This is a genomic window from Bartonella sp. CL435QHHD, from assembly GCF_042195095.1.
GTDB lineage: Bacteria > Pseudomonadota > Alphaproteobacteria > Rhizobiales > Rhizobiaceae > Bartonella.
In genome coordinates this window covers 65408-85925 of the sequence record NZ_JBHINS010000054.1, presented here as the reverse complement: position 1 = coordinate 85925, position 20518 = coordinate 65408, and the positions used below count along the sequence as shown (strand labels likewise).

Genomic DNA, 20518 nt, shown 5'->3' with positions numbered 1-20518 from the left:
TTTAAAAAAGAAATGTGTAATTTGTTTTGAGAATTTGACATTATAGAGGAAGTTTTGTGATTTTAAAAAAACGATATTGGGTGTTTCAGAAAGGATTAAAAGTTTTTCTCTTGAGTATTTTGCTCTTGTTTCCCCTCGTTGTTTTTGCAAAAGCTGACTTTAGAGTTTGTAATACAACCCAACAGTCTGTAGGGGTTGCTCTTGGATATCGTACATTTTCAGGGTGGGTGAGCGAAGGCTGGTGGACGGTACCAGTGACGGAATGTAAAACTTTAATTGAGGGGCCTCTTGCTTCACGGTTTTATTATTTTTATGCGGAAGGAGCACAAAAAAAAGGGAACTGGGCAGGCTCTGTGACCATGTGTGTACAAGATAGCCAATTTACCATTCAAGGGGTTCATGATTGTTTCCCTCGAGGATATCAAAAGGCTGAATTTAAAGAGATCGATACCGGAAATCAAACCAGTTGGATGGTACAGTTGACGGATGAGTCTTTGTTAAACAATTCAGTTATACCTTCTCTTTCAGGAAATTCTCCACCGTGAAACGTGCACGTAAAGTAAAAATTATTGCGACTCTTGGTCCTTCTTCTTTTTCTCGTTTGATGATTGAGAAGCTTTTTAGGGCAGGGGCAGACGTTTTTCGTCTTAATATGAGCCATACTGATCGTGATATGCTGGGTGATTTGGTCAAGTCTATACGAGAAGTTGAAAAAACAGTTCGACGCCCCATTGGTATTTTAGTGGATCTTCAGGGGCCAAAACTGCGTGTGGGGCGTTTTGCTAAGGGGCAAGAAGATTTGCGTGTTGGGCAAAGCTTTACATTAGATAATCGCGATGTTCTTGGTGATGCACAGCGTGTTTTTTTCCCTCATGAGGATGTATTTTCGGCTGTTAAACCAGGGGATCGGTTGTTGATTGATGATGGAAGGGTGGAACTGCGTGCGCAAGTTTGTGATGGTCATTCTGTACAGTGTCGCGTGGTTGCTGGAACCCGTATTTCTGATCGAAAAGGTGTCAGTTTTCCCGATACAATTTTGCCTTTTGATTCGATGACGTCAAAAGATAAGGAGGATCTTCAGGCTCTTTTACAGCAGCCTGTTGATTGGGTTGCTCTTTCTTTTATTCAACGTCCAGAAGATATTATAGCGGTGCGTCAGTTGACGAAAAGCAAGGTGTCTTTGATGGCTAAAATCGAAAAACCTCAAGCCTTGGAGCATATAGAGAAAATTATTGAGGTATCCGATGGTATTATGATTGCACGGGGTGATCTTGGAGTGGAAATGCCCTTGGAAAAGGTCCCTGCACTTCAGATGGAGCTCATAAAAGCTTGTCGTTTAGCAGGAAAGCCTGTTGTGGTGGCAACACAAATGCTCGAATCAATGATTACATCTCCTGTTCCCACACGCGCAGAAGTGTCGGATGTTGCTACAGCAGTTTATGCAGGAACAGATGCGGTGATGTTGTCTGCTGAATCTGCTTCTGGTCGCTATCCTGAAGAAGCTGTGCTTATGATGGACCGAATCGCGCGGCAAATCGAACAGGATCACACTTATGCCGCTCAGGTTGGAGCACAACATCCAGCACCAGAATCAACAGGAACGGATGCGATTTCTCTTGCTGCACGTCAGATTGCTGAAACACTTGCTCTATCCGCTATCGTTGCCTATACGGCTTCAGGAACAACGGGGGTGCGCGCCTCTCGTGAACGCCCTAATAGACCGATTATTGCTTTATCGCCCATTGTGGAAACAGCACGGCGTTTGGCTTTAGTTTGGGGGCTTCATTGTGTGGTTACGCAAGATGCACGGAGTTTAGAGGATATGGTTGATCGTGCAGCAGCTATTGCATTTCAGGAAGGCTTTTGCAAAGGAGGAGATCGCTTCCTTGTGACAGCTGGGGTTCCCCCTTGGAACGCCCGGTGCGACAAATCTCTTGCGTATTGCTTCTGTCTCTCAAGATGGAACGAAAGGGATTTGAGCCGTTTACGCATGGTGTTTTTTCATGCGCCTTTGAACAGGCTTTAAAAACAACGGGTGCGCGCCTCTCGTGAACGCCCTAATAGACCGATTATTGCTTTATCGCCCATTGTGGAAACAGCACGGCGTTTGGCTTTAGTTTGGGGGCTTCATTGTGTGGTCACGCAAGATGCACGGAGTTTAGAGGATATGGTTGATCGTGCAGCAGCTATTGCATTTCAGGAAGGTTTTTGCAAAGGGGGAGATCGCTTCCTTGTGACAGCTGGGGTTCCCCCTTGGAACGCCCGGTGCGACAAATCTCTTGCGTATTGCTTCTGTCTCTCAAGATGGAACGAAAGGGATTTGAGCCGTTTACGCATGGTGTTTTTTCATGCGCCTTTGAACAGGCTTTAAAAACAACGGGTGCGCGCCTCTTGTGAATGCCTCCATAGAACCCATTATTCTTTTATCTCTTATCGTAAGATAGAAAGGTGTTGCATTAGGTTGTCCAGTTTGGGGATGGGAGCAGATGCGGTGATGTTGTCTGTTGATTTTGTTTTAGTTCTGAGGAAGCTGCTTTTACGGTAGGGCATTTAATGGGAGCCCCCCTTTTATTTCATTAAGGCATATTGGGGATTGCTTTATTGAGTTTATACGAGCGAGATGTTCATTGATAATGAGAATTTATTCTTTTTCTTTTTGAATGAGAGCCTTGAAATTGTTCTCATTTTAAACTTTTGCAGACAGAATTGAATAAAATTAAAATTATGTGCCTAAAAAATCGTACTGGTATGTTATGAGAAAAAGTGATGGGTGAATGTGTTTTTAAAATATGCTTTGTCTGATCATTTGCAACATATTGATTTATAATGATAATTTATCGTTATTAAACTTGAATTAGAACCCCGAATTCCGTAAAATTCTCTTCAATTTATTTATGTTTTGTTAATTATAACTCTTTGCTTGTACGTCACAAGCGGGTGGGACATGTGGGTAAAAATTGTACAAGAAAGGCATAATTCTTATGAACCGTTTTAAGAGCCAAGGGGGCTGTCGCAATATTGAGGGCTGGTTATAATGATGGTGCCGACTTGCTCTTTTATTAAGCTTGGAGATTTTGGGGGGTGGGGAGAGGAATATGGATTATTTGTTATAAGGATAAAAATAGCGGTAGAGGATGTTTTCAAGAGCTATTATTGTTGTTTATGATGTTTGAGGTTGTATGAGATTAACATACTCTTCGGTTTTGACTTTTTTCCTGCTCTAAAGGATGAAAATACTTAATTCACGCTGGTTTATAAATGATACGGTTCTTTTCGGTGGGTTTCATCGGATGGACATTCTAGGTGCAAAGACTCCATGGTGCTTATATTATCAAATAGCGGTGTTTTACGGTATAATAGATAAGGTTATTTTTTTAATATATTGAATCTGCTTGATATTATCTAGGGGCAAGGATTTTGGACATGCATTCATAGGGAACATGAATATAGTTCTTTTTTTCGAAGGGTGCTTTATTTGTTTGTTGCTGTTGTCATTTATATGATTTTTTACAATGATGTTGGTTTTGTTATCTTATTGCGCTGTTAAAAGACATCTCATTTGAAATGTGGTGATATAAGGCAGCCTCCTTGATATAGGAAGCGTTTGTGCGGAGGTGAAATATTCAGGGTAGGGCTTTCTTGTTGAGGTTTAAGTTAATCCCATAAGTTGTGAGTAGCTGGAATCCTTCCTATAAGAAACCAGACTGTTTACAGACTGGTGTGGGTTTAAGAATTTTTATCCTGTGAGATGTGGCGGACAAGTCAAGTCTCTGGTTTATTATGCGCTGATGTACTTTTTAGAAATCTTCCTGTTCTTGTTCTTGAATGTTTGTGTGGTTTTGATCATCTTTGAGCAATTGGTTGGTGAGATTTTCAATGCGTTGTGTGGTGTCACGCATAATTTTCCCCATGGTGCGGTCTCTTTCGTTGTGGAGTCGTAAAAGAGCATTGTAGTCTTCTTGTAATTTTTTATTTTCTCGTTTTATTTCTTCCATTTCATCGATAATCATTATGCCAGCCATAACCGATAAACGATGGTCGCCAATTTCACCAAAATTGTTCTTTAAATGTGTGATATATTGATCTAATTGAGCAGCAAGCGCAATAAGACGACGTTCTTGTCCTTTGTCACAAGCCATGCGATAAATTTTACCATCAATGGTAACGGAAACAGTTTCCATACATTCAAACCTTTATCTATCAATGACAACACGAATTGTTTCCATTGCTTTAATAAGACGTTTGGAAACTTCTTTGTTTACGGACTCTAAGCGTTCAATTTGGGCTTCAGCTTTGTCAAGCGCTTGGGCAAGATGGCTGCGGTCAGCATTCATTCGTTGGATTTCTTCTTCCCATTCGTTATTTTTATCAATAACGGCATTACGGTTTATTATGGTGATCTCTAAAGTTCTAAGTGCCTTTTCTAGGTGCTCTAAAGCATCTTGTAGAACTGTAGTCTCTTGGTTCATTGCTTTTATCCTTTGGGTAATTGTATCCTTTATCAATGTGTTATGCAAAAACGAATCACTTTCACTCTTGTGTTGTGTGCATTTTATTTTTAAGTATGTAAGATATTTTAGCAAGCAAAGCAGGGGATAGATATAAATTAAAAGCTGGATTTTTTGCGCGTATTGGCATAAATGACATGGATATACAGGACGCGTGAGGGGAATGTTATTAATGTTATTGAAGTGGTGGCAAAAAGTCTCACGCTAATGGTTAGAAAATAGTATTTCTTGAGAATTTTAAGAGAATACGGAAAAAGCAACAGAATAACGTATTTAACGAAATGGTCGATTATTCATGACAAACACCCACCAACAGAATCAGATGGCCAATGCTATCCGTTTTCTTGCTATTGATGCGATTGAAAAAGCAAATTCTGGTCATCCAGGCTTGCCAATGGGAGCCGCCGATATTGCTACGGTTCTTTATACAAGATTCCTTGCTCATGACCCCAAAAAACCTCGCTGGCCTAACCGTGATCGTTTTGTGTTATCAGCAGGACATGGGTCTATGTTGCTTTATGCTCTCTTGTATCTTTCTGGTTATGAAGATATTGGCATTGAAGATCTCAAAAATTTTCGTCAATTAGGAGCAAAGCTTGCTGGGCATCCAGAATATGGGCATGTGGCGGGAATCGAAACAACGACTGGTCCTCTCGGACAAGGGTTGGCGAATGCCGTGGGGATGGCTCTTGGAGAGCGTTTGCAAAATGCCCGTTTTGGTGATCTTATCAACCATTACACCTATGCGTTGGTGGGCGATGGATGCCTTATGGAAGGGATATCTCAAGAAGCACTTTCCCTTGCCGGTCATTTGAAACTCAATAAGCTTATTGTGTTGTGGGACGATAATAATATTTCTATCGATGGAGAGATTTCCCTTGCTGATAGTACAGATCAGATTGCGCGTTTTAAAGCTTCTGGTTGGGAGACACATAAAGTCAATGGGCATGATCAAGCAGCAATTGCGCGGGCTATTGAGGCGGCACAAAATTCCGATAAACCAACTTTGATCGCTTGTAAAACAACAATTGGTTTTGGAGCGCCGAATAAAGCGGGGACCAATAAAGTTCATGGAGCCCCTTTGGGCGCACGAGAAATCGCTGAAACCCGTATCGCTTTAGGGTGGGATGCTGAGCCTTTCGTTATTCCAGCCGATATTCTCGATAATTGGCGCTTGGCAGGGCTTAATGCTGCTAAAAGGCGGCAAAAGTGGGAAGAAAAATTTGCTGATCTTCCTATCTCAGAGCGTGTGGAGTTTGAAAGATTGATGCGGGGCGATCTCGTGGGCGGATTTGATGGCGCTATTGATACTTATAAACAGAAATTGGTTGAAGAGCGCCCCGTTGTTGCTACGCGTAAAGCTTCGGAAATGGCTCTTGAAGTGATCAATGAGGTCGTTGTTGAGACTATTGGTGGTTCGGCTGATCTAACCGGATCTAATAATACAAAAAGTAGCCAGATGAAAAGTATCTCTGCTGAAGATTTTTCAGGGCGCTATCTGCATTATGGAATTCGCGAACATGCAATGGGAGCTGTGATGAATGGTCTTGCCCTTTATGGCGGCTTTATTCCTTATGGGGGAACCTTTTTATGCTTTTCTGACTATATGCGTCCTGCTATGCGTTTGTCTTCTCTCATGGGGTTGCGGGTGATTTATGTCATGACTCATGATTCTATTGGTCTTGGTGAGGATGGTCCGACCCATCAACCCGTGGAGCATTTGGCTTGCCTGCGTGCAATGCCTAATCATTTTGTGTTCCGTCCTGCCGATGCTATGGAGACAGTCGAGTGTTGGCAATTGGCTTTGAAAGCACGCGGGACGCCTTCTACCTTGGCTTTAAGTCGACAAAATCTACCGCTTTTGCGTCAAGAGTATGAAGAAGAAAATCTCTGTATGCTTGGTGCTTATGAATTCCTAACAGCTAGCGATGATGCACAAGTGACGCTGTTTGCTTCTGGTTCAGAATTGCAAATTGCAGTGGAGGCACATGCGGTGTTAGAAGAAAAAGGCATCCCAACGCGTGTGGTTTCTGTGCCTTGTTTTGAACTTTTTTCTCAACAATCTCTCTCCTATCAGCGTGCTCTCATTGGAGATGCACCGATTAAAATTGCCATTGAAGCTGCTGTCGCCCAAGGATGGGACCGTTTTATTGGCTGTGGTGGTGTGTTTATTGGTATGGAGGGCTTTGGGGCAAGTGGAACAATTGATGCCCTTTATGCGCATTTTGGTATTACTTGGGAAAATGTTGTTGCCACCGTTGAAAAAGAGCTGGAAAAGATTAAAGAGGAAAAGACAAAGTGACAGCTTATGTTGTCATGAATGGGGTGATTGTAGGGCATCATATTTTGTGCAGTATTGTGGATGATCTTGTGCATTATTGTGGATAAGTGAGTGAGTGATCAAGATATTGACATTGTGGGAATTAATGATTTTGGATTGGTGAAATACCCATTTATTGTGTTTTAAATGTTGTGCTTTTAAAAATTGATGAGGAAACATGTGAAATGACAGTTCGTGTTGCAATTAATGGGTTTGGTCGTATTGGTCGCAATATTTTACGTGCACTTGTGGAAAGTGGACGACAAGATGTTGAAGTGGTTGCAATTAATGATTTGGGATCGGTGGAAACAAATGCCCATTTATTACGCTATGATTCAGTTCATGGGCGTTTTCCTGGGATCGTTAAGGTGGTAGGGGATGCTATTGATGTGGGAGGTGGTTTAATAAAGGTATGCGCAGAGCGTGATCCTGCTCAATTGCCTTGGAAAGATTTGGATATCGATATTGCTTTGGAATGTACGGGTATTTTTACTGCGCGTGATAAAGCAAGTGCTCATTTAGATGCGGGGGCAAAGCGTGTTCTTATTTCTGCGCCTTCTGAAGGAGCAGATCTTACGGTCGTCTATGGGGTTAATCATCAATCTTTAAGCAGCGAGCATCGCGTTGTTTCAAATGCTTCTTGTACAACCAATTGTTTGGCGCCTGTTGCACAAGTTTTACACAATACGGTCGGCATTGAAAAGGGCTTTATGACAACAATCCATTCTTATACGGGTGATCAACCTGTATTGGATACAATGCATCGGGACCTTTATCGTGCACGTGCGGCAGCTCTTTCTATGATTCCTACCTCAACAGGAGCGGCAAAAGCTGTGGGATTGGTCTTGCCAGAATTAAAGGGATTGCTTGATGGTGTATCGATTCGTGTTCCGACCCCTAATGTTTCTGTGGTTGATTTGACATTTATCGCTAAGCGTTCCACAACAATCGAAGAAATTAATACAGCTATTGCTACTGCTGCACAGGGTTCTTTGAAGGGCGTTTTGGACACTACAGAAGAGAAACTCGTGAGTTGTGATTTTAATCATAATCCTCATTCAGCTATTTTCCACAATGATCAAACCAAAGTGATTGATGGTAAGCTCTGTCGCGTTCTGGTTTGGTATGATAATGAATGGGGCTTTTCTAACCGTATGAGTGATACGGCAGTGGCTTTTGCTAAGACAATATAAGAGGACCTCAGGGTCCTCTTTTTATAGGGAAAAGTCTCATTTTTGTGCAATTTTGAGAAAAACAGATAGAGGCTGTTGTTCTCATGCGCTAGAGAGAAGAGGCTATTGAAAAATTGATGATGTGTTTTGTTTTAATACTGTGTCAATACGTGCTTTTAAAAGATGCATGAAAGAGTAAACTTTTAAAAAGTAAGATCTGAACGAGATACCTTTTGAGAAAACGTTAGAAAACAGGAGATGTAAACTCTTTTTCCTAGAAGTAAAAGGAAGCTTTAATGGAGATCAAGTTGAGCCAATGCATTTGTTTGCCACAATGGAATATGAAGATTAAGAGCAATGGTGGGCTTTTGTACATTTGACGATAAAAGCTTTGGATTTTTATTAAGCAAAGGGTGAGAGATAGGCTGTCGTGGATCTCTTGTAAAAGCAAAGAGGGGGATAAGTGGAAAGAAAAGTGGGCAGGGTTGTTGGATGCGTTTTTATTTGAAACAATGGAAAGTGAAGAGGAAGCAGTGATGGGGTTTCGTACACTTGATGATGTTGATGTTTTGGGCAAACGTGTTCTGGTGCGCGTAGATTTTAATGTTCCTATGGCACAGGGCAAAGTTTGTGACGAGACGCGTCTTGTACGGCATAAAGAGACACTCATTGAGCTACAAAAGTGTGGTGCTAAACTTATTCTGCTTTCTCATTGTGGTCGCCCCAAAGGAAAGGTAGAGCAAGAGTTTTCACTCCGTCCTGTTGTGCAAGTGCTGGAAAAGATCATTAATCAGCCGGTTGCTTTTGCTCCGGACTGTATCGGTTCGGCGGTGCAGGTTGCAGTTGAGTCATTACAAAATGGTGGTGTTTTACTGCTTGAAAATGTTCGTTTTTATGCTGGTGAAGAAAAGAATGATTGTTCTTTTGCAGAAGCTTTGGCTCATAATGGAGATCTCTATGTTAATGATGCTTTTTCAGTTTCTCATCGTGCCCATGCTTCGGTGGAGGGAATAACGCATTTGTTGCCTTCTTATGCAGGACGCTCTTTGCAAGGTGAATTGCAGGCATTAGAAAAAGGACTTGGCAATCCAGCACGTCCTGTGGTTGCCCTTGTGGGAGGAGCAAAGGTTTCTAGTAAGCTTTTTGTGCTCAATCATTTGGTGGAAAAAGTTGACTCCTTAATTATTGGTGGGGGGATGGCTAACAGTTTTTTAGCTGCACAAGGTATCCATGTAGGAAAATCACTGTGTGAACATGCATTGATGGAAACGATAAAAAAAATCATTAAAAAAGCGCAAGAGTGTCACTGTACGCTTCTGCTCCCTCAGGATGCTGTCGTTGGATTTCGTTTTGAAAAAGATGCACCGCATCGTCTTTATGACATTGAAGATATTCCACAAGATGGCATGATATTGGATATTGGGACGCGCTCTATTGCGCATATCAATGCTGCGATAGATGAAGCTGCTACTCTTGTGTGGAATGGACCCCTTGGTGTTTTTGAGATGTCTCCCTTTGATAAGGGAACCATTGCCGTTGCACGCCATGCAGCAGAACGTAGTTTGACGGGAAAGTTGGTTTCAATTGCGGGAGGGGGCGATACGGTTTTTGCCCTTAATCATGCCGGTGTTGCCAATGATTTTACTTATCTCTCAACTGCTGGAGGAGCTTTTTTGGAATGGATGGAAGGAAAGACTCTTCCTGGTATTCTTGCCCTCATGCAGGCTTAAAGGGCTTCTTTGAAGGGAAGGTTAAAGAAAAACTATACAGTCGTGTAGAGTGTTTTTTGATAGTGTTGCGCATTTTTAGAAATTAAGACAAAATAAAGAGGAATTTTTTATGAATGAACGGCTTGAAGATATTGCACTTGCTTTGGTGCATGCAGGTAAAGGTATTTTGGCGGCAGATGAAAGTACGGCGACCATTGGAAAGCGTTTTGAAAGCATTGGTGTTGAATCCAATGAAGATAAGCGCCGTGCTTATCGTGAAATGCTTTTTAGTACAAAAGAAGCGATGGAAAACGCCATCTCTGGGGTTATTTTATTTGATGAAACCATTCGGCAAAAAGCATCAACTGGGAAAATGTTGACGGATCTTATTCTGGATTCAGGCGCTTTGCCAGGGATTAAAGTTGATACCGGTGCAAAACCCTTGGCTGCTTTTCCCCAAGAAACAATTACCGAAGGGTTGGATGGTCTTCGTGAGCGGCTAAAAGATTATTATGCTTTGGGAGCACGTTTTGCTAAATGGCGTGCGGTAATTGCTATTGATGAACACACTTTGCCAACAAGAGGCGCCATAAGACAAAATGCACAAGCTCTTGCACGCTATGCTGCCTTATGTCAGGAGTTCAATATTGTGCCCATTGTTGAGCCGGAAGTGTTGATGGATGGATCATCGTGTGGGCATTCAATTACACGCTGCTTTGAGGTGACACGCACTGTTTTGCAGGCTGTCTTTAAAGAATTGTTTGAAGCTCGTGTTCTTTTGGAGGGGATGATTTTAAAGCCCAATATGGTGATTGATGGAAAGGATGCTCGCAAGGCTTCTGTTGAAGAAGTTGCTGAAAAGACTGTCCAAGTGCTTAAACAGACTGTTCCTGCCGCTGTTCCCGGAATTGCTTTTCTTTCTGGAGGGCAGTCTGATCAGGAAGCAACGGCGCATTTATCTGCTATGAATTCTTTGGGCGTATTGCCTTGGAAATTGACCTTTTCCTATGGACGAGCACTGCAAGCAGCTGCCTTAAAAGCATGGGCGGGAAAAGATGAAAATATTGCTGTTGCACAGAAGGCATTTCGTCATCGGGCTCGGATGAACCATCTTGCGGCTTTGGGACAATGGACAAAAGAACAAGAAAAAGCGTGCGATTGAAGCACAAGCCCTGTTTTTAAATGCGGAGAGATTTTGCATGTTTCTGCGTGATTTTTTGTGCCCTCATCATGATAAAAATGGCGGGGGCGTTTTAGACTTGAAAGCTTTCTCAGAGAGTTTTTTCCTTGGACCTTTTAAAAGTCTTTAATGGGTGCTATCGAGAGATAAGATTGCGGGAGAGGTGCAATTTCGAGAAGGGGAGATAATGCTAGGAAATTTGTGAATGCACAGCACTTTAGTATGGTGTCGTTCATGGGTGGGCACTTGCTTTTTGAGTGAAAATCAGAAAGCTCATACTGTATTGAAGAGTTTGATATTGTGATATTTTTTCTTTTTCATGTTATCATTACTTGTCATCAGCAGAATTTATTTGATTGCAGTTTTAAAGGTGGATTAAGCGGGTAGATTAGAGAGTTTTGATGTATGAGTGGATTGGAATACAGCTTATGAAGCTTTTCTGCGTCAGGATAGCTTCCTCTTCAATGGGGGTAGTTTTTCTATTGGCGAACGAATTGAATAACTCTTGCGAAAGAAAATAGATTTGTACCTCAATAAAACACCTATTTTTTCGTTAAAATGGATAAATTTTTCTTGTATTTTTTGATGATATAATTAAAGATAACTAACTTCATAGCATCTTGGCTTAAAACGGGGGGAGTTGTGGACGGTATATCTTCTAAAAATAACAGCATATCTTCTAAGAATACAAGCATCAAAAGAAAAAATCGATACGCAGAACAGAGCTTTTCTGCAATTATGATGCGAAAATTGTGCAATATGGTGCGTGGGGTATTCGAAGGGATCTTTACAGTATTTACTTTCATAATTTTTATTATCTTGCTCAGCATACGTGGACCGGTTCATACCGCATTAAAAGTTTTTGGGTCGGTGAGTGGAATAGGGTGCTTTTTCTTTTTTGTCGGATACTACTTAGAACGCCGTGACGCAACAGCAGATGAAGCCGGTATATCGTTCGCATTACTCATGGCAATTGCTGAAGGCGTTTCTTCTATTTGCTGCCTGTCTGCTGCGTGGGGTTACGACGCTCTCTTATTCCGTTTAGCACCTCCTGGGTATGTTCTTATTCTCCCTGAATAAATAGGGTGCAATTCGTTTGCATACAAATCAAAATGAGAGGCTGTCTGCCTCTCAAATTCTTAATAATCGCTCTCCAAAATAATGACATCAGACCCGCTTTTAATGAAGGGGCTAACAAGCTTTGGTCCTTAAGCCTCAAGGCAACCCTTTACAAGTTGCGCCTAACGGCATCCTTGACCTTAAGACAGAAAAACGGTTTATGAACAAACTCTCTTATTAAGCCACATCATCTTTTATTCTTCTCATGCGGTTCTGAAATCATGATATAAAGGGCAAGCTTCTCATCGTGCCTAAATGGTAACTTATCGTGTGTTAAATGGAAAAATGAGAAAAAGCATCTTTATGCAATATAATCCAATTATGATTTTTTGATTTGAAGATAAAGGGTTTAAAGTTCTACAAGACTGATACAATAAAAGGGGGAAAATCGCCTATTCTTAGAAACTAAGGCGTATTTTAGGTGCTCTTGATATAGCTATCTCACCAAATGGTTTTGAAGACTTATCCTTTTAGCTCTATTTATTAAAAGGTCATTTTGAGGGGGCTTGGCTAATGAATGTAAAGGAAAATTAGCACGTAATATTTCGCTTTGCTGGTATAGATGCTGAATGAAGTTAATTATCTAGAGGATCACTGAAGAGGGAGCGCTAAAAAATGATGAAAATCCTCCGTACTTCGGTGAATTCGTGGTTGAAGATATAATCGTAGAACTTGGCTTATCTGTTCCTGAAACAGCTGAATGGTTTGAAATGGTTAGGGTGTCAGTTCTGCATATGCTTGACTCGCTATACAAAAAAATTACGATTTCGTGCAAGCTTTAAAACATAAATACCCTAAAGATATATCCTCTTTGTACATGTTCTTATCATCGTTAAAATGCCTTCTTAAAGCACGACAGGGGGTGGCTATAAAGTTGAGAGCTGTAAATATAAATGATGGCGTTGGTGGTGGTGTGAGAAGATGGTGTTCAATCGAAGTACTCTATCCTTATTTTTATGGGCTATGCCTGAAAGAGAGAGCTGGAGAGACGATTTGTGAGCAAAGAGAAAGTGTTTTGAGGTTGCGTGTCTGCAAGAGCAGAACAGTAGTCGTGGTGATATTTAAAAACAATAAATTTGATAAAATTTTACAATTTTGCCAAAAGCCAGTTTATTATAAAAGCTGTTGCTTATACGCGCTCATACAAAAGTTATAAGAAGCCCAAAAGTGCTAAAAAAGTCTTTGCTCTTTTTCAATAAGACGGATCTGCAAACAATATTCAAAAAGTGTTCGTGTTTTTGAAAGAGCATAAAAGGATACTCTTGCAATAGAGAGAAGCGTATTTGTGAGTTACAATTTGTCATGATTTTCGGTAAACACTATTGTTTAGAGCGGTGAGAGAGGGCATGAAAAAATTTTAATATTCAGTTTTTTAAAGAGTGTGGTCAGTCTTTAGGATAGAGCTTGTGTCCCTAGAGCCTATCAAATGAGCCGCATAAAGGCTTCAAGAAAGCGAGCACCTATTATACTTTTTGCCAGCGCCCCAATATTTTGACAGCCCTTAGAACGTAAAGGGGCAAGGGAGGTATTTTACCTCTTTCTTGTACCGTTTTACTCCACACACCAACTCTGCTTGTGATGAGCAAGCCAAGAGATTTTGTTTGACTCACTATGAGGGTTTGACATGAGAAAATCCTATGGTATTCATGATCTTTCATGAAAAACAATGAATTATCCTTATAAATCAACGTGACAGTGCTGTTATGAAGAGAACTCCTTGCACATCTTAATAGCCCATAGAGATTAACTTGGTAACATTTTACATTCTGTACACAGAAGTGTCTTTATAAAATGCTCCATCTTGCGCATAAAAAAGAACCACCCGTTAAAAAAGAAAAACATCTCAATGCTTGCTTTTCTTTTTTCCATGAGAGATTTAAATTGATAAGCCTGTCTGAAAAGAGTGCTGTTTATGCCCTTAAAGATACTGCTCTTGTATCAAGATCACTTACTCAGGCGAAAATTGGAGTTTTGCGAGGTAAGCATAAACGCCATTTTTTGCCACAAGTTCGGCATGGGTTCCTTCTTCCACAAGGGCGCCTTTATCCATCACAAGAATACGATCAGCTTTTAAAATTGTTGCCAAACGATGCGCAATGACCAATGTTGTTCGATTTTGCATCAATCCTTCTAAAGCGTCTTGCACCAACTTTTCACTGTTTGCATCTAAAGCAGATGTTGCTTCGTCAAGTAGTAACAGGGGTGCATTTCTTAAAATTGCCCGTGCAATACCAATGCGTTGTTTTTGACCCCCAGAAAGCATGGTACCACGTTCTCCTACTTGCGTATCCAAGCCATCTGGTAAAGCTTGAATAAATTCAAGTGCATTAGCCGCTTTAGCGGCAGCAAGGATTTCCTCTTCATGGGTAGTTTCAGTTCCAAAAATAATATTATCACGCAATGTTCCATCAAAAATGGCGACATCTTGTGGAACATAGGAAATTGCACTGCGTAAATCTTGTAAAGAAAGGCGATTAATTTCCATGCCATCCAACCGAATTGTTCCATTTGTCGGATCATAAAAACGAAGGATCAAAGAAAAAATGCTGCTTTTTCCTGCTCCAGAAGCCCCAACAAAAGCAACCGTTTCGCCTGCTTTTACAGAAAATGAAAGCGAGCGTAAAACCTTCTCTTGTGGTCTAGAAGGATAAGTAAAATCAACCTGATCAAAAACAAGTTCACCTCGAACAGGTTGCTCTAATGATAAAGGATTTTTAGGTGCTACAATAGTAGGTTGCTCTTGTAACAATTCGGCAAGCCGTTCAGCAGCGCCTGCTGCTTGGATTAATTCTGCTCCCAGTTCCGATAATTGCGCAAAAGTAGAAGCTCCAAAAACCGCATAAAGGACAAATTGCCCTAATGTTCCTCCTGTCATCGTTCCATTCAAAACATCGCGCGATCCAATCCATAAAACAGCAACCACACTGCTAAAAACCAAAAAAATTGCAAACCCCGTAAAAAAGGAGCGCAAGATTACAGAAGCACGTGCTGTTTGAAAAGCACGTTCTATCAATTGTGAAAAACGTATTGTAACGAGTTTTTCAGCGGTAAAAGCTTGCACAGTGCGAATAGCGCTTACCTGCTCTGTAGCAACAGCATTGGCATCTGCAAGACGATCTTGCGCCGCGCGGGTACGAGAGCGAACTTTACGTCCAAAGACTACCAAGGGAATGGCCACAACAGGAATAGCCGCTAAAACCAACAAAGACAATTTAGCATTGGTGATCACCATCATCACGACGGCTCCGATCACGATAATCAGCTGACGTAAAGCGGTAGAGGCGGTAGAGCCCACAGCTAATTTTATTTGTGTGGTATCTGTGAGAAGCCTTGAAACAATCTCTCCTGAATGTGACCGATCAAAAAAAGCAGGAGAAAGTTTCATAATATGGACAAACACATCACGCCGTAAATCGGCAACAATCCGTTCTCCCAAGGTGATAACACAGTAATAACGGGCTGCTGAAGCAAATGCGAGAAACAAGGCTAAGATAAACAAAATTCCAAAGTAAAAATTGATATGTCCATGGCTTGAAGTAGAAAACCCATGATCAAACATTTGGCGGATAGCCACAGGCAAAGCTAATGTGACAAGAGCAGCAACAGATAACGCTAGAAAAGCAAAGATAAACAACCAACGATAGCGCAAAAGATAAGGAACAAAAATTGCAAGCGAAGAGAATGAAGATTTCTTAGGGGAAGGCTTTGTCGATTTTTCTGAACGAGAACGTAATGTCATAAAATTTTGCTCACTGTATTGGATTTGTAACACTTGATACAATGATGTATCTTGAACACTTGTTTTTTGATGCGTGCTCAGTTATAGGAATAAATACTTTAATCAATGTATCAAAAAGACAAAGGAAGTGCACTTAAAAAAACAAGCAAGTGCTATTTCACTCTATAAACGCAAAAGGTTTGACGCATGAAAGCGAATATTCACCCCAACTATCACAAAATTACCGTTGTTATGACGGATGGAACCCAATATACGACGCGCTCTACTTGGGGAAAAGAAGGCGATACTCTTAATCTAGATATTGATCCAAGAACGCATCCGGCATGGACAGGTGGCTCCCAAACGCTCGTAGATCGTGGTGGTCGTCTTTCTAAATTCAAAAATCGTTTTGGTAATATTGGCATGTAAAAGCCTCCTCTTTATGGGGTACAAGGGTTTTAAACAAAACGATTGCAAATGGATGGATTTTTTATCCTATCAAAGAGTGCACTTTAAATATTAATTCAAAAACGCATCCGACATAAACAGATGGGTCTATAAATCATTGTGGTTGCGTTTTTTAAATTCAAAAATCATTTTGAAATACACGCAAAAATCCTTTCTTCCCTAGAGTATAAAGACTTGAAATAAAATAATTGCAAACTTTTCTTCTTTTTTGGAACTGAACATATCCATGGAGAGGAAGTATTTTCCGCTTCTAAAGCTGCCAATGCATTTGAATTTATTCAAGCTTTACCAGATGGCTTGGATACGCAAGTAGAAGAACGTGGTACTATGCTTTCTGGGGGCAAAAACAACGCATCGGTATTGCACGGGCGATTTTAAGAAATGCACCCCTCTTGCTGCAATCGGGAACCATCATTATATTTGCCAACTCGTCGATGTTGCTACAGCCTTTGGCACTTGAGACGATTTACTATAGGCATTTTAAGTCCTTTCTTAATAGTTTTTTTATTCACGCGGGCTCTCTCCGCTTGTAACGTGCAAAAGACATGGTTTTGATTGGTTCACCATGGAACAGGTTTGAAATGAGAGAATCTTACGGTATTCGGAATTCTCATTCAACATACAAGACAATGAATTATTATTATAAATCAAAATTTTGCTACTTGATGAAGCAAGATTTGCTTTAGATGCAAACAGTGAAAAGTTGGTGCAAAATGCCTTAGAAGGATTGATACAAAATCCTAAATCCTGGTCATTGCACATCGTTTGGCAACAGTTTTAAAAGCTGATCGTATTCTCGTGATGGATAAAGGCGCTTTTGTGGAAGAAGGAACACACAACTCATTATAAAAAATAATGTTTATGCGCATTTGGCTAAACTGCAATTCTCATCTGAGTAAGTGATCTTGATACAAGAGCAGTATTTTTAAGGGCATAAACAGCACTCTTTTCAGACAGGCTTATCAATTTGAAACTCTCATGGAAAAAAGAAAGGCAAGTATTGAGATGTTTTTCTTTTTTAATAGGCTGTTCTTTTTTTTTGCCTGAGATGAAGTATTTTTATAAAGACACTTCTGTGTATAGAATATAAAACGATATCCAGTTAAATCGCTATGGACTATTAAGATGAGCGAGGAGTTCTCTTTATAACAGCACTGTCACGTTGATTTATAATGATAACTCATTGTTTTTCATGAAAGATCTTACATGGAATTTCTCGTTTCAAATTTGATTATGTTGCATTAGTCAAAACCATGTCTCTTGCATATACCAAGCAGAGAGAGCTCGCGTGAAGTAAAAATACTTAAAGAAAGAATAAGTCTTCTTCATGAAGCGTCTCAAGTTTTAGGGGCTGTAGTAATATTGAGGGGATTAGGAAAGTGTATGATGATGTCGCTTTACTAAAAAAGAGCCGATAAATGAGTAGAAAGATGCTTTTTATCAATTTTATAAAACAAGGTGAGCACGCAGCCATGTTTTGCTGTGTTAGGCTTTTGAGTACTTTGAACCAATATTGTGGGAGTGCATTTTAAGAATTATAAAGCTCTTCTTAAAAGTGCATAAATCATTAGAGCAGTACAATTAAATACAAATTGTTTTATTTTACCAGAAAAAATATCTATATTTTGTGTATTGTTTTTATTAAAATATAATATGTAGTGATTTTCAAATCAGATGTACACACAATGATACAATATCGAGGGATCGATAAAAGAGCTGCGTTAAATATTGGTGGGAATAAAAGAGAGCAAGAATGGAAGAAGACATAAAATTGGCAATAGCTTTCATAATAGCTATAATTAAGGTCATTTGGAAATGGGGGAAAAAATGTGGGAGTGTAAGATGCGGCGTTATGATTTTCTGCATCATATGGATGGGGAAGTCGTGGTATTCGGGATACTCAGTGGATTTTTTGTTCGGTTTGGCAATGATAGTGTGTTGTGGGGGAAGCTTAATGCTTGCATTGGCAATTTATCAGAACAAGCATTTAACTAAACAACTTGAGCAAAAAGAGCAAGAGTGCGCTGGATATCAAGATATTATTGCTCAAGGGGAACAAAGGCTTGTTAAAAAAACTCAAAAAATATCGCAGGAATGGTTGAAACAATGGGATGAGGGAGTAAGGCTATGGGAAAGAGACGTACTGGGGATAAAAAATCCTAGGGAAGATATGAAATTCAGTGGAGATCGGCTTCCATTTGTAAAGGATATTTGTGTTCGAGGGGAGCACGAAGTGCGTTTATTGTACAAACAAGCACTCGAAAAAAAACTTACTTATGAACATTACAAAAAAATATGTAGTCTCTTGGATACCTCGTATTTTAGGAAATTTTTTATAAAAGCAGTGCGATTAATGAGAAAGAATGGAATAACTCTGCAAAAGTTTGTAGATCCTCTTACGAAAAAAAAACGGAGTCAACCTACGATGTTATTACTTCATTGGTGGTTATATGTTCTTGATGATATGATTACAGCTGAATGCAAACAGCACCAAAAGGAAAACTTTACAGGGGAGGATGAAAAGAAAAAATTTACAGATACTTTGTGGGACAACATATCTATAAGTATAGAACACAAAGAGATAGAGAAAATGCTAAAGCTTTCGGAATCTTGGTCTGGTGAGTGTACTTTATTATTATATTGTAAAAAGAATGTGTTGTTGTTGTTGTGTGATATTTCCAGTGATTATAAGGCGGCAAGAGAAACTTTCATTTACTATAAGAAGCTTATTAAAACAGTGAAAAAAGGCTATGTTGCCTTTGATAATGGTTGCCATTCTGTCACAGTTAGAGATGTAATCAATACTTGTAAAGAGAATGACACAAATAGAGCAAAAAAGCTTTCCATAGCTGAGGGGAATCCAACATTTGAAGAAGCTTACAAATTAGGAGCCAGAGAATGGATAAAAGCAGCAAATGAGACATGTGATAACCGATTGATCTTTTGGGAGAAGCTTGTTGAGGAAAAAAAATTAAAAGAAAAATTAAAAATTATCTTCGGTAATGAGAAGGTAAAGGCGCTGAAAGAGGCTGTTGAAAAAGATAAAGAGCAGCTTGCAAGTGAAATGCAGAAAGCAATTTTGGAAAACAAAGATTTTCATTATTATAAATGTCGTCGGCATTTGATAAACTATTTGTAAAACGGTTGAATAAAGGGGTAGAGAACAGCCCACTGAATCAGTGGTTTTTCTGAAATTTCTGCTATTATGTAGTGGTGGAAAAGAGTGAAAACTCTTAAACATATGCGGCAGCTTTTATGAGAGAGGAGATTTTCGATCAATGGATAGCGCACTGTAAAGAGCATATATTGAGGAGTAAATAGACTGTGTTCTTGCTTTGGGGACGATAATTGCTTCTTGTGGCGTTTTGTTATGATGGGATTTGTGTTTATTGCCTTTTTCAGTTTGTTTGCAGGGGGATTGAGAAAAACATCAGCTTTAATAACATTGGCTAAGCTATAATTGCATCTTTAGGGGGGATGGGGGCTTGATGATTGGTGATGGTGTTTCATTCATCATTTTCTATTGTGTCTGTAAAGAAAGTTGAAAATCCTTTCTCTACATTGCTTTTTTCGGATTTTATAAAATTCTAAGGAGGGGGACTGATTTTAAGGGGCTTTTTAAAAGACTATAAAGTTTAAGCCTTTTTTGAGGGTTTTTTCTAATTTTAGGCGAATGTGTTCATTGCCGGCAATGATATTTTTTTTGCGAAATATATCGCTACCGCTTTCTTTATCAGTGACAAAACCACCGGTTTTGCGAAGCATCAGTATGCTGGTAGTTTTATCAAAAATGTGCAGGTTATCTCCCCAAAAACCATCGGTTTTTTCTGCGGCGACATAAGCTAAATTCGAGAGCAGCAGCACCAAAACGGCGAAGTTTGGCAACTTCCATCATTATATTGCGTAATTCAATAAGATAGGTTCCATGATTTGGACGACCAAAATGAGGCATTTCCCGTGGCAATGACACAATCTTCTAGTCTACGCCGTGCAGAAACGCGACAGCGTCGGTTATTGAAAAAAGCACCACACCCGCGTTCTGCGGTGAAGAGTTCATCATTCACGGGATTGTAAATGACACCACCAACGATTTTCCCTTGGCTTTCTAAGGCAATGGAAACAGCAAAAAAGGGAATGCCATGGAGAAAATTTGTGGTGCCATCTCAAAGGGTCAATAATAAAACGGTGTTGTGAATCTTCTCCAATGATTTCTTCTGACTCTTCCATCAGAAAACAAAATTTGAGGCGCGCTTTGCTTAATTCATTGAAAATAATTTTTTCCGCTTTGCGATCTGCTTGGCAGACATAATCTGCTAGATCTTTT

General features: G+C 40.0%; 11 protein-coding genes and 4 pseudogenes. 11 read left to right on the top strand and 4 right to left on the bottom strand.

Going from position 1 to position 20518, the window contains the following annotated elements:
* Nucleotides 1-56: 56 nt before the first annotated feature.
* From ACFILH_RS03075 to ACFILH_RS03065, 3 genes and pseudogenes are all read left to right on the top strand, one after another.
* The gene (locus ACFILH_RS03075) at nt 57-545 is read left to right on the top strand and encodes a DUF1036 domain-containing protein (protein ID WP_273790491.1); all 489 of its coding nucleotides are present in this window, start codon (nt 57-59) and stop codon (nt 543-545) included.
* Nucleotides 542-1979 (top strand): annotated as a pseudogene (gene pyk / locus ACFILH_RS03070) (pyruvate kinase). The gene ACFILH_RS03075 and the pseudogene pyk overlap by 4 nt, the downstream one beginning before the upstream one ends.
* 56 nt (nt 1980-2035) lie before the next feature.
* Nucleotides 2036-2324, top strand: a pseudogene (locus ACFILH_RS03065) (pyruvate kinase alpha/beta domain-containing protein); the annotation flags it as partial.
* A gap of 1473 nt (nt 2325-3797) precedes the next feature.
* Here the strand turns inward: ACFILH_RS03065 and ACFILH_RS03060 are convergent.
* Entirely contained in the window at nt 3798-4181 is a 384-nt protein-coding gene (locus ACFILH_RS03060) for a cell division protein ZapA (RefSeq protein WP_273790489.1), read from the bottom strand.
* 12 nt (nt 4182-4193) lie between these two features.
* Nucleotides 4194-4469: a DUF4164 domain-containing protein gene (locus ACFILH_RS03055; RefSeq protein WP_005774573.1), complete on the bottom strand. Its 276-nt coding sequence runs from the start codon at nt 4467-4469 to the stop codon at nt 4194-4196.
* A 334-nt stretch (nt 4470-4803) separates the two neighbouring features.
* Between ACFILH_RS03055 and tkt the strand changes: the two genes are divergently transcribed.
* The 5 genes from tkt to ACFILH_RS03030 all read left to right on the top strand — a co-directional run bounded on the left by tkt (nt 4804) and on the right by ACFILH_RS03030 (nt 11969).
* Nucleotides 4804-6810 (top strand): transketolase, encoded by a 2007-nt coding sequence (tkt, locus tag ACFILH_RS03050; protein WP_375667340.1) that lies wholly within the window; start codon nt 4804-4806, stop codon nt 6808-6810.
* A gap of 203 nt (nt 6811-7013) precedes the next feature.
* On the top strand, nt 7014-8021 hold the full coding sequence (gene gap / locus ACFILH_RS03045; protein ID WP_375611739.1) for a type I glyceraldehyde-3-phosphate dehydrogenase: 1008 nt from the start codon (nt 7014-7016) through the stop codon (nt 8019-8021).
* Nucleotides 8022-8536: 515 nt separating this feature from the next.
* Entirely contained in the window at nt 8537-9730 is a 1194-nt protein-coding gene (locus ACFILH_RS03040) for a phosphoglycerate kinase (protein WP_375630978.1), read from the top strand.
* 109 nt (nt 9731-9839) lie between these two features.
* A complete protein-coding gene (locus tag ACFILH_RS03035) occupies nt 9840-10871 on the top strand; it encodes a class I fructose-bisphosphate aldolase (protein WP_375667339.1) in 1032 nt (343 codons plus the stop codon).
* Nucleotides 10872-11627: 756 nt separating this feature from the next.
* Nucleotides 11628-11969, top strand: coding sequence for a hypothetical protein (locus ACFILH_RS03030; RefSeq protein WP_375630921.1), 342 nt, complete (start codon nt 11628-11630; stop codon nt 11967-11969).
* Nucleotides 11970-13956: 1987 nt separating this feature from the next.
* Here ACFILH_RS03030 and ACFILH_RS03025 read toward each other — a convergent pair.
* Nucleotides 13957-15747, bottom strand: coding sequence for an ABC transporter transmembrane domain-containing protein (locus ACFILH_RS03025; RefSeq protein ID WP_375660663.1), 1791 nt, complete (start codon nt 15745-15747; stop codon nt 13957-13959).
* A gap of 186 nt (nt 15748-15933) precedes the next feature.
* Here ACFILH_RS03025 and rpmE point away from each other — a divergent pair, with 186 nt between their 5' ends.
* From rpmE to ACFILH_RS03010, 3 genes and pseudogenes are all read left to right on the top strand, one after another.
* Nucleotides 15934-16155, top strand: a complete 222-nt coding sequence (gene rpmE / locus ACFILH_RS03020; RefSeq protein ID WP_005774581.1) for a 50S ribosomal protein L31 — start codon at nt 15934-15936, stop codon at nt 16153-16155.
* Between the two features lie 691 nt (nt 16156-16846).
* Nucleotides 16847-17093 (top strand): annotated as a pseudogene (locus tag ACFILH_RS03015) (ABC transporter); the annotation flags it as partial.
* A gap of 854 nt (nt 17094-17947) precedes the next feature.
* Nucleotides 17948-19333 (top strand): hypothetical protein, encoded by a 1386-nt coding sequence (locus ACFILH_RS03010; RefSeq protein ID WP_375667338.1) that lies wholly within the window; start codon nt 17948-17950, stop codon nt 19331-19333.
* A gap of 479 nt (nt 19334-19812) precedes the next feature.
* Here the strand turns inward: ACFILH_RS03010 and ACFILH_RS03005 are convergent.
* Nucleotides 19813-20517, bottom strand: a pseudogene (locus ACFILH_RS03005) (inositol monophosphatase family protein); the annotation flags it as partial.
* Between the last annotated feature and the right edge of the window lies 1 nt (nt 20518).

Coding starts and splice junctions, on each gene's coding strand:
- ACFILH_RS03060 (WP_273790489.1), bottom strand. CDS start 4,181: ATGGAAACTGTTTCCGTTACCATTGATGGTAAAATTTATCGCATGGCT.
- ACFILH_RS03055 (WP_005774573.1), bottom strand. CDS start 4,469: ATGAACCAAGAGACTACAGTTCTACAAGATGCTTTAGAGCACCTAGAA.
- tkt (WP_375667340.1), top strand. CDS start 4,804: ATGACAAACACCCACCAACAGAATCAGATGGCCAATGCTATCCGTTTT.
- gap (WP_375611739.1), top strand. CDS start 7,014: ATGACAGTTCGTGTTGCAATTAATGGGTTTGGTCGTATTGGTCGCAAT.
- ACFILH_RS03040 (WP_375630978.1), top strand. CDS start 8,537: ATGGGGTTTCGTACACTTGATGATGTTGATGTTTTGGGCAAACGTGTT.
- ACFILH_RS03035 (WP_375667339.1), top strand. CDS start 9,840: ATGAATGAACGGCTTGAAGATATTGCACTTGCTTTGGTGCATGCAGGT.
- ACFILH_RS03030 (WP_375630921.1), top strand. CDS start 11,628: ATGATGCGAAAATTGTGCAATATGGTGCGTGGGGTATTCGAAGGGATC.
- ACFILH_RS03025 (WP_375660663.1), bottom strand. CDS start 15,747: ATGACATTACGTTCTCGTTCAGAAAAATCGACAAAGCCTTCCCCTAAG.
- rpmE (WP_005774581.1), top strand. CDS start 15,934: ATGAAAGCGAATATTCACCCCAACTATCACAAAATTACCGTTGTTATG.
- ACFILH_RS03010 (WP_375667338.1), top strand. CDS start 17,948: ATGGAAGAAGACATAAAATTGGCAATAGCTTTCATAATAGCTATAATT.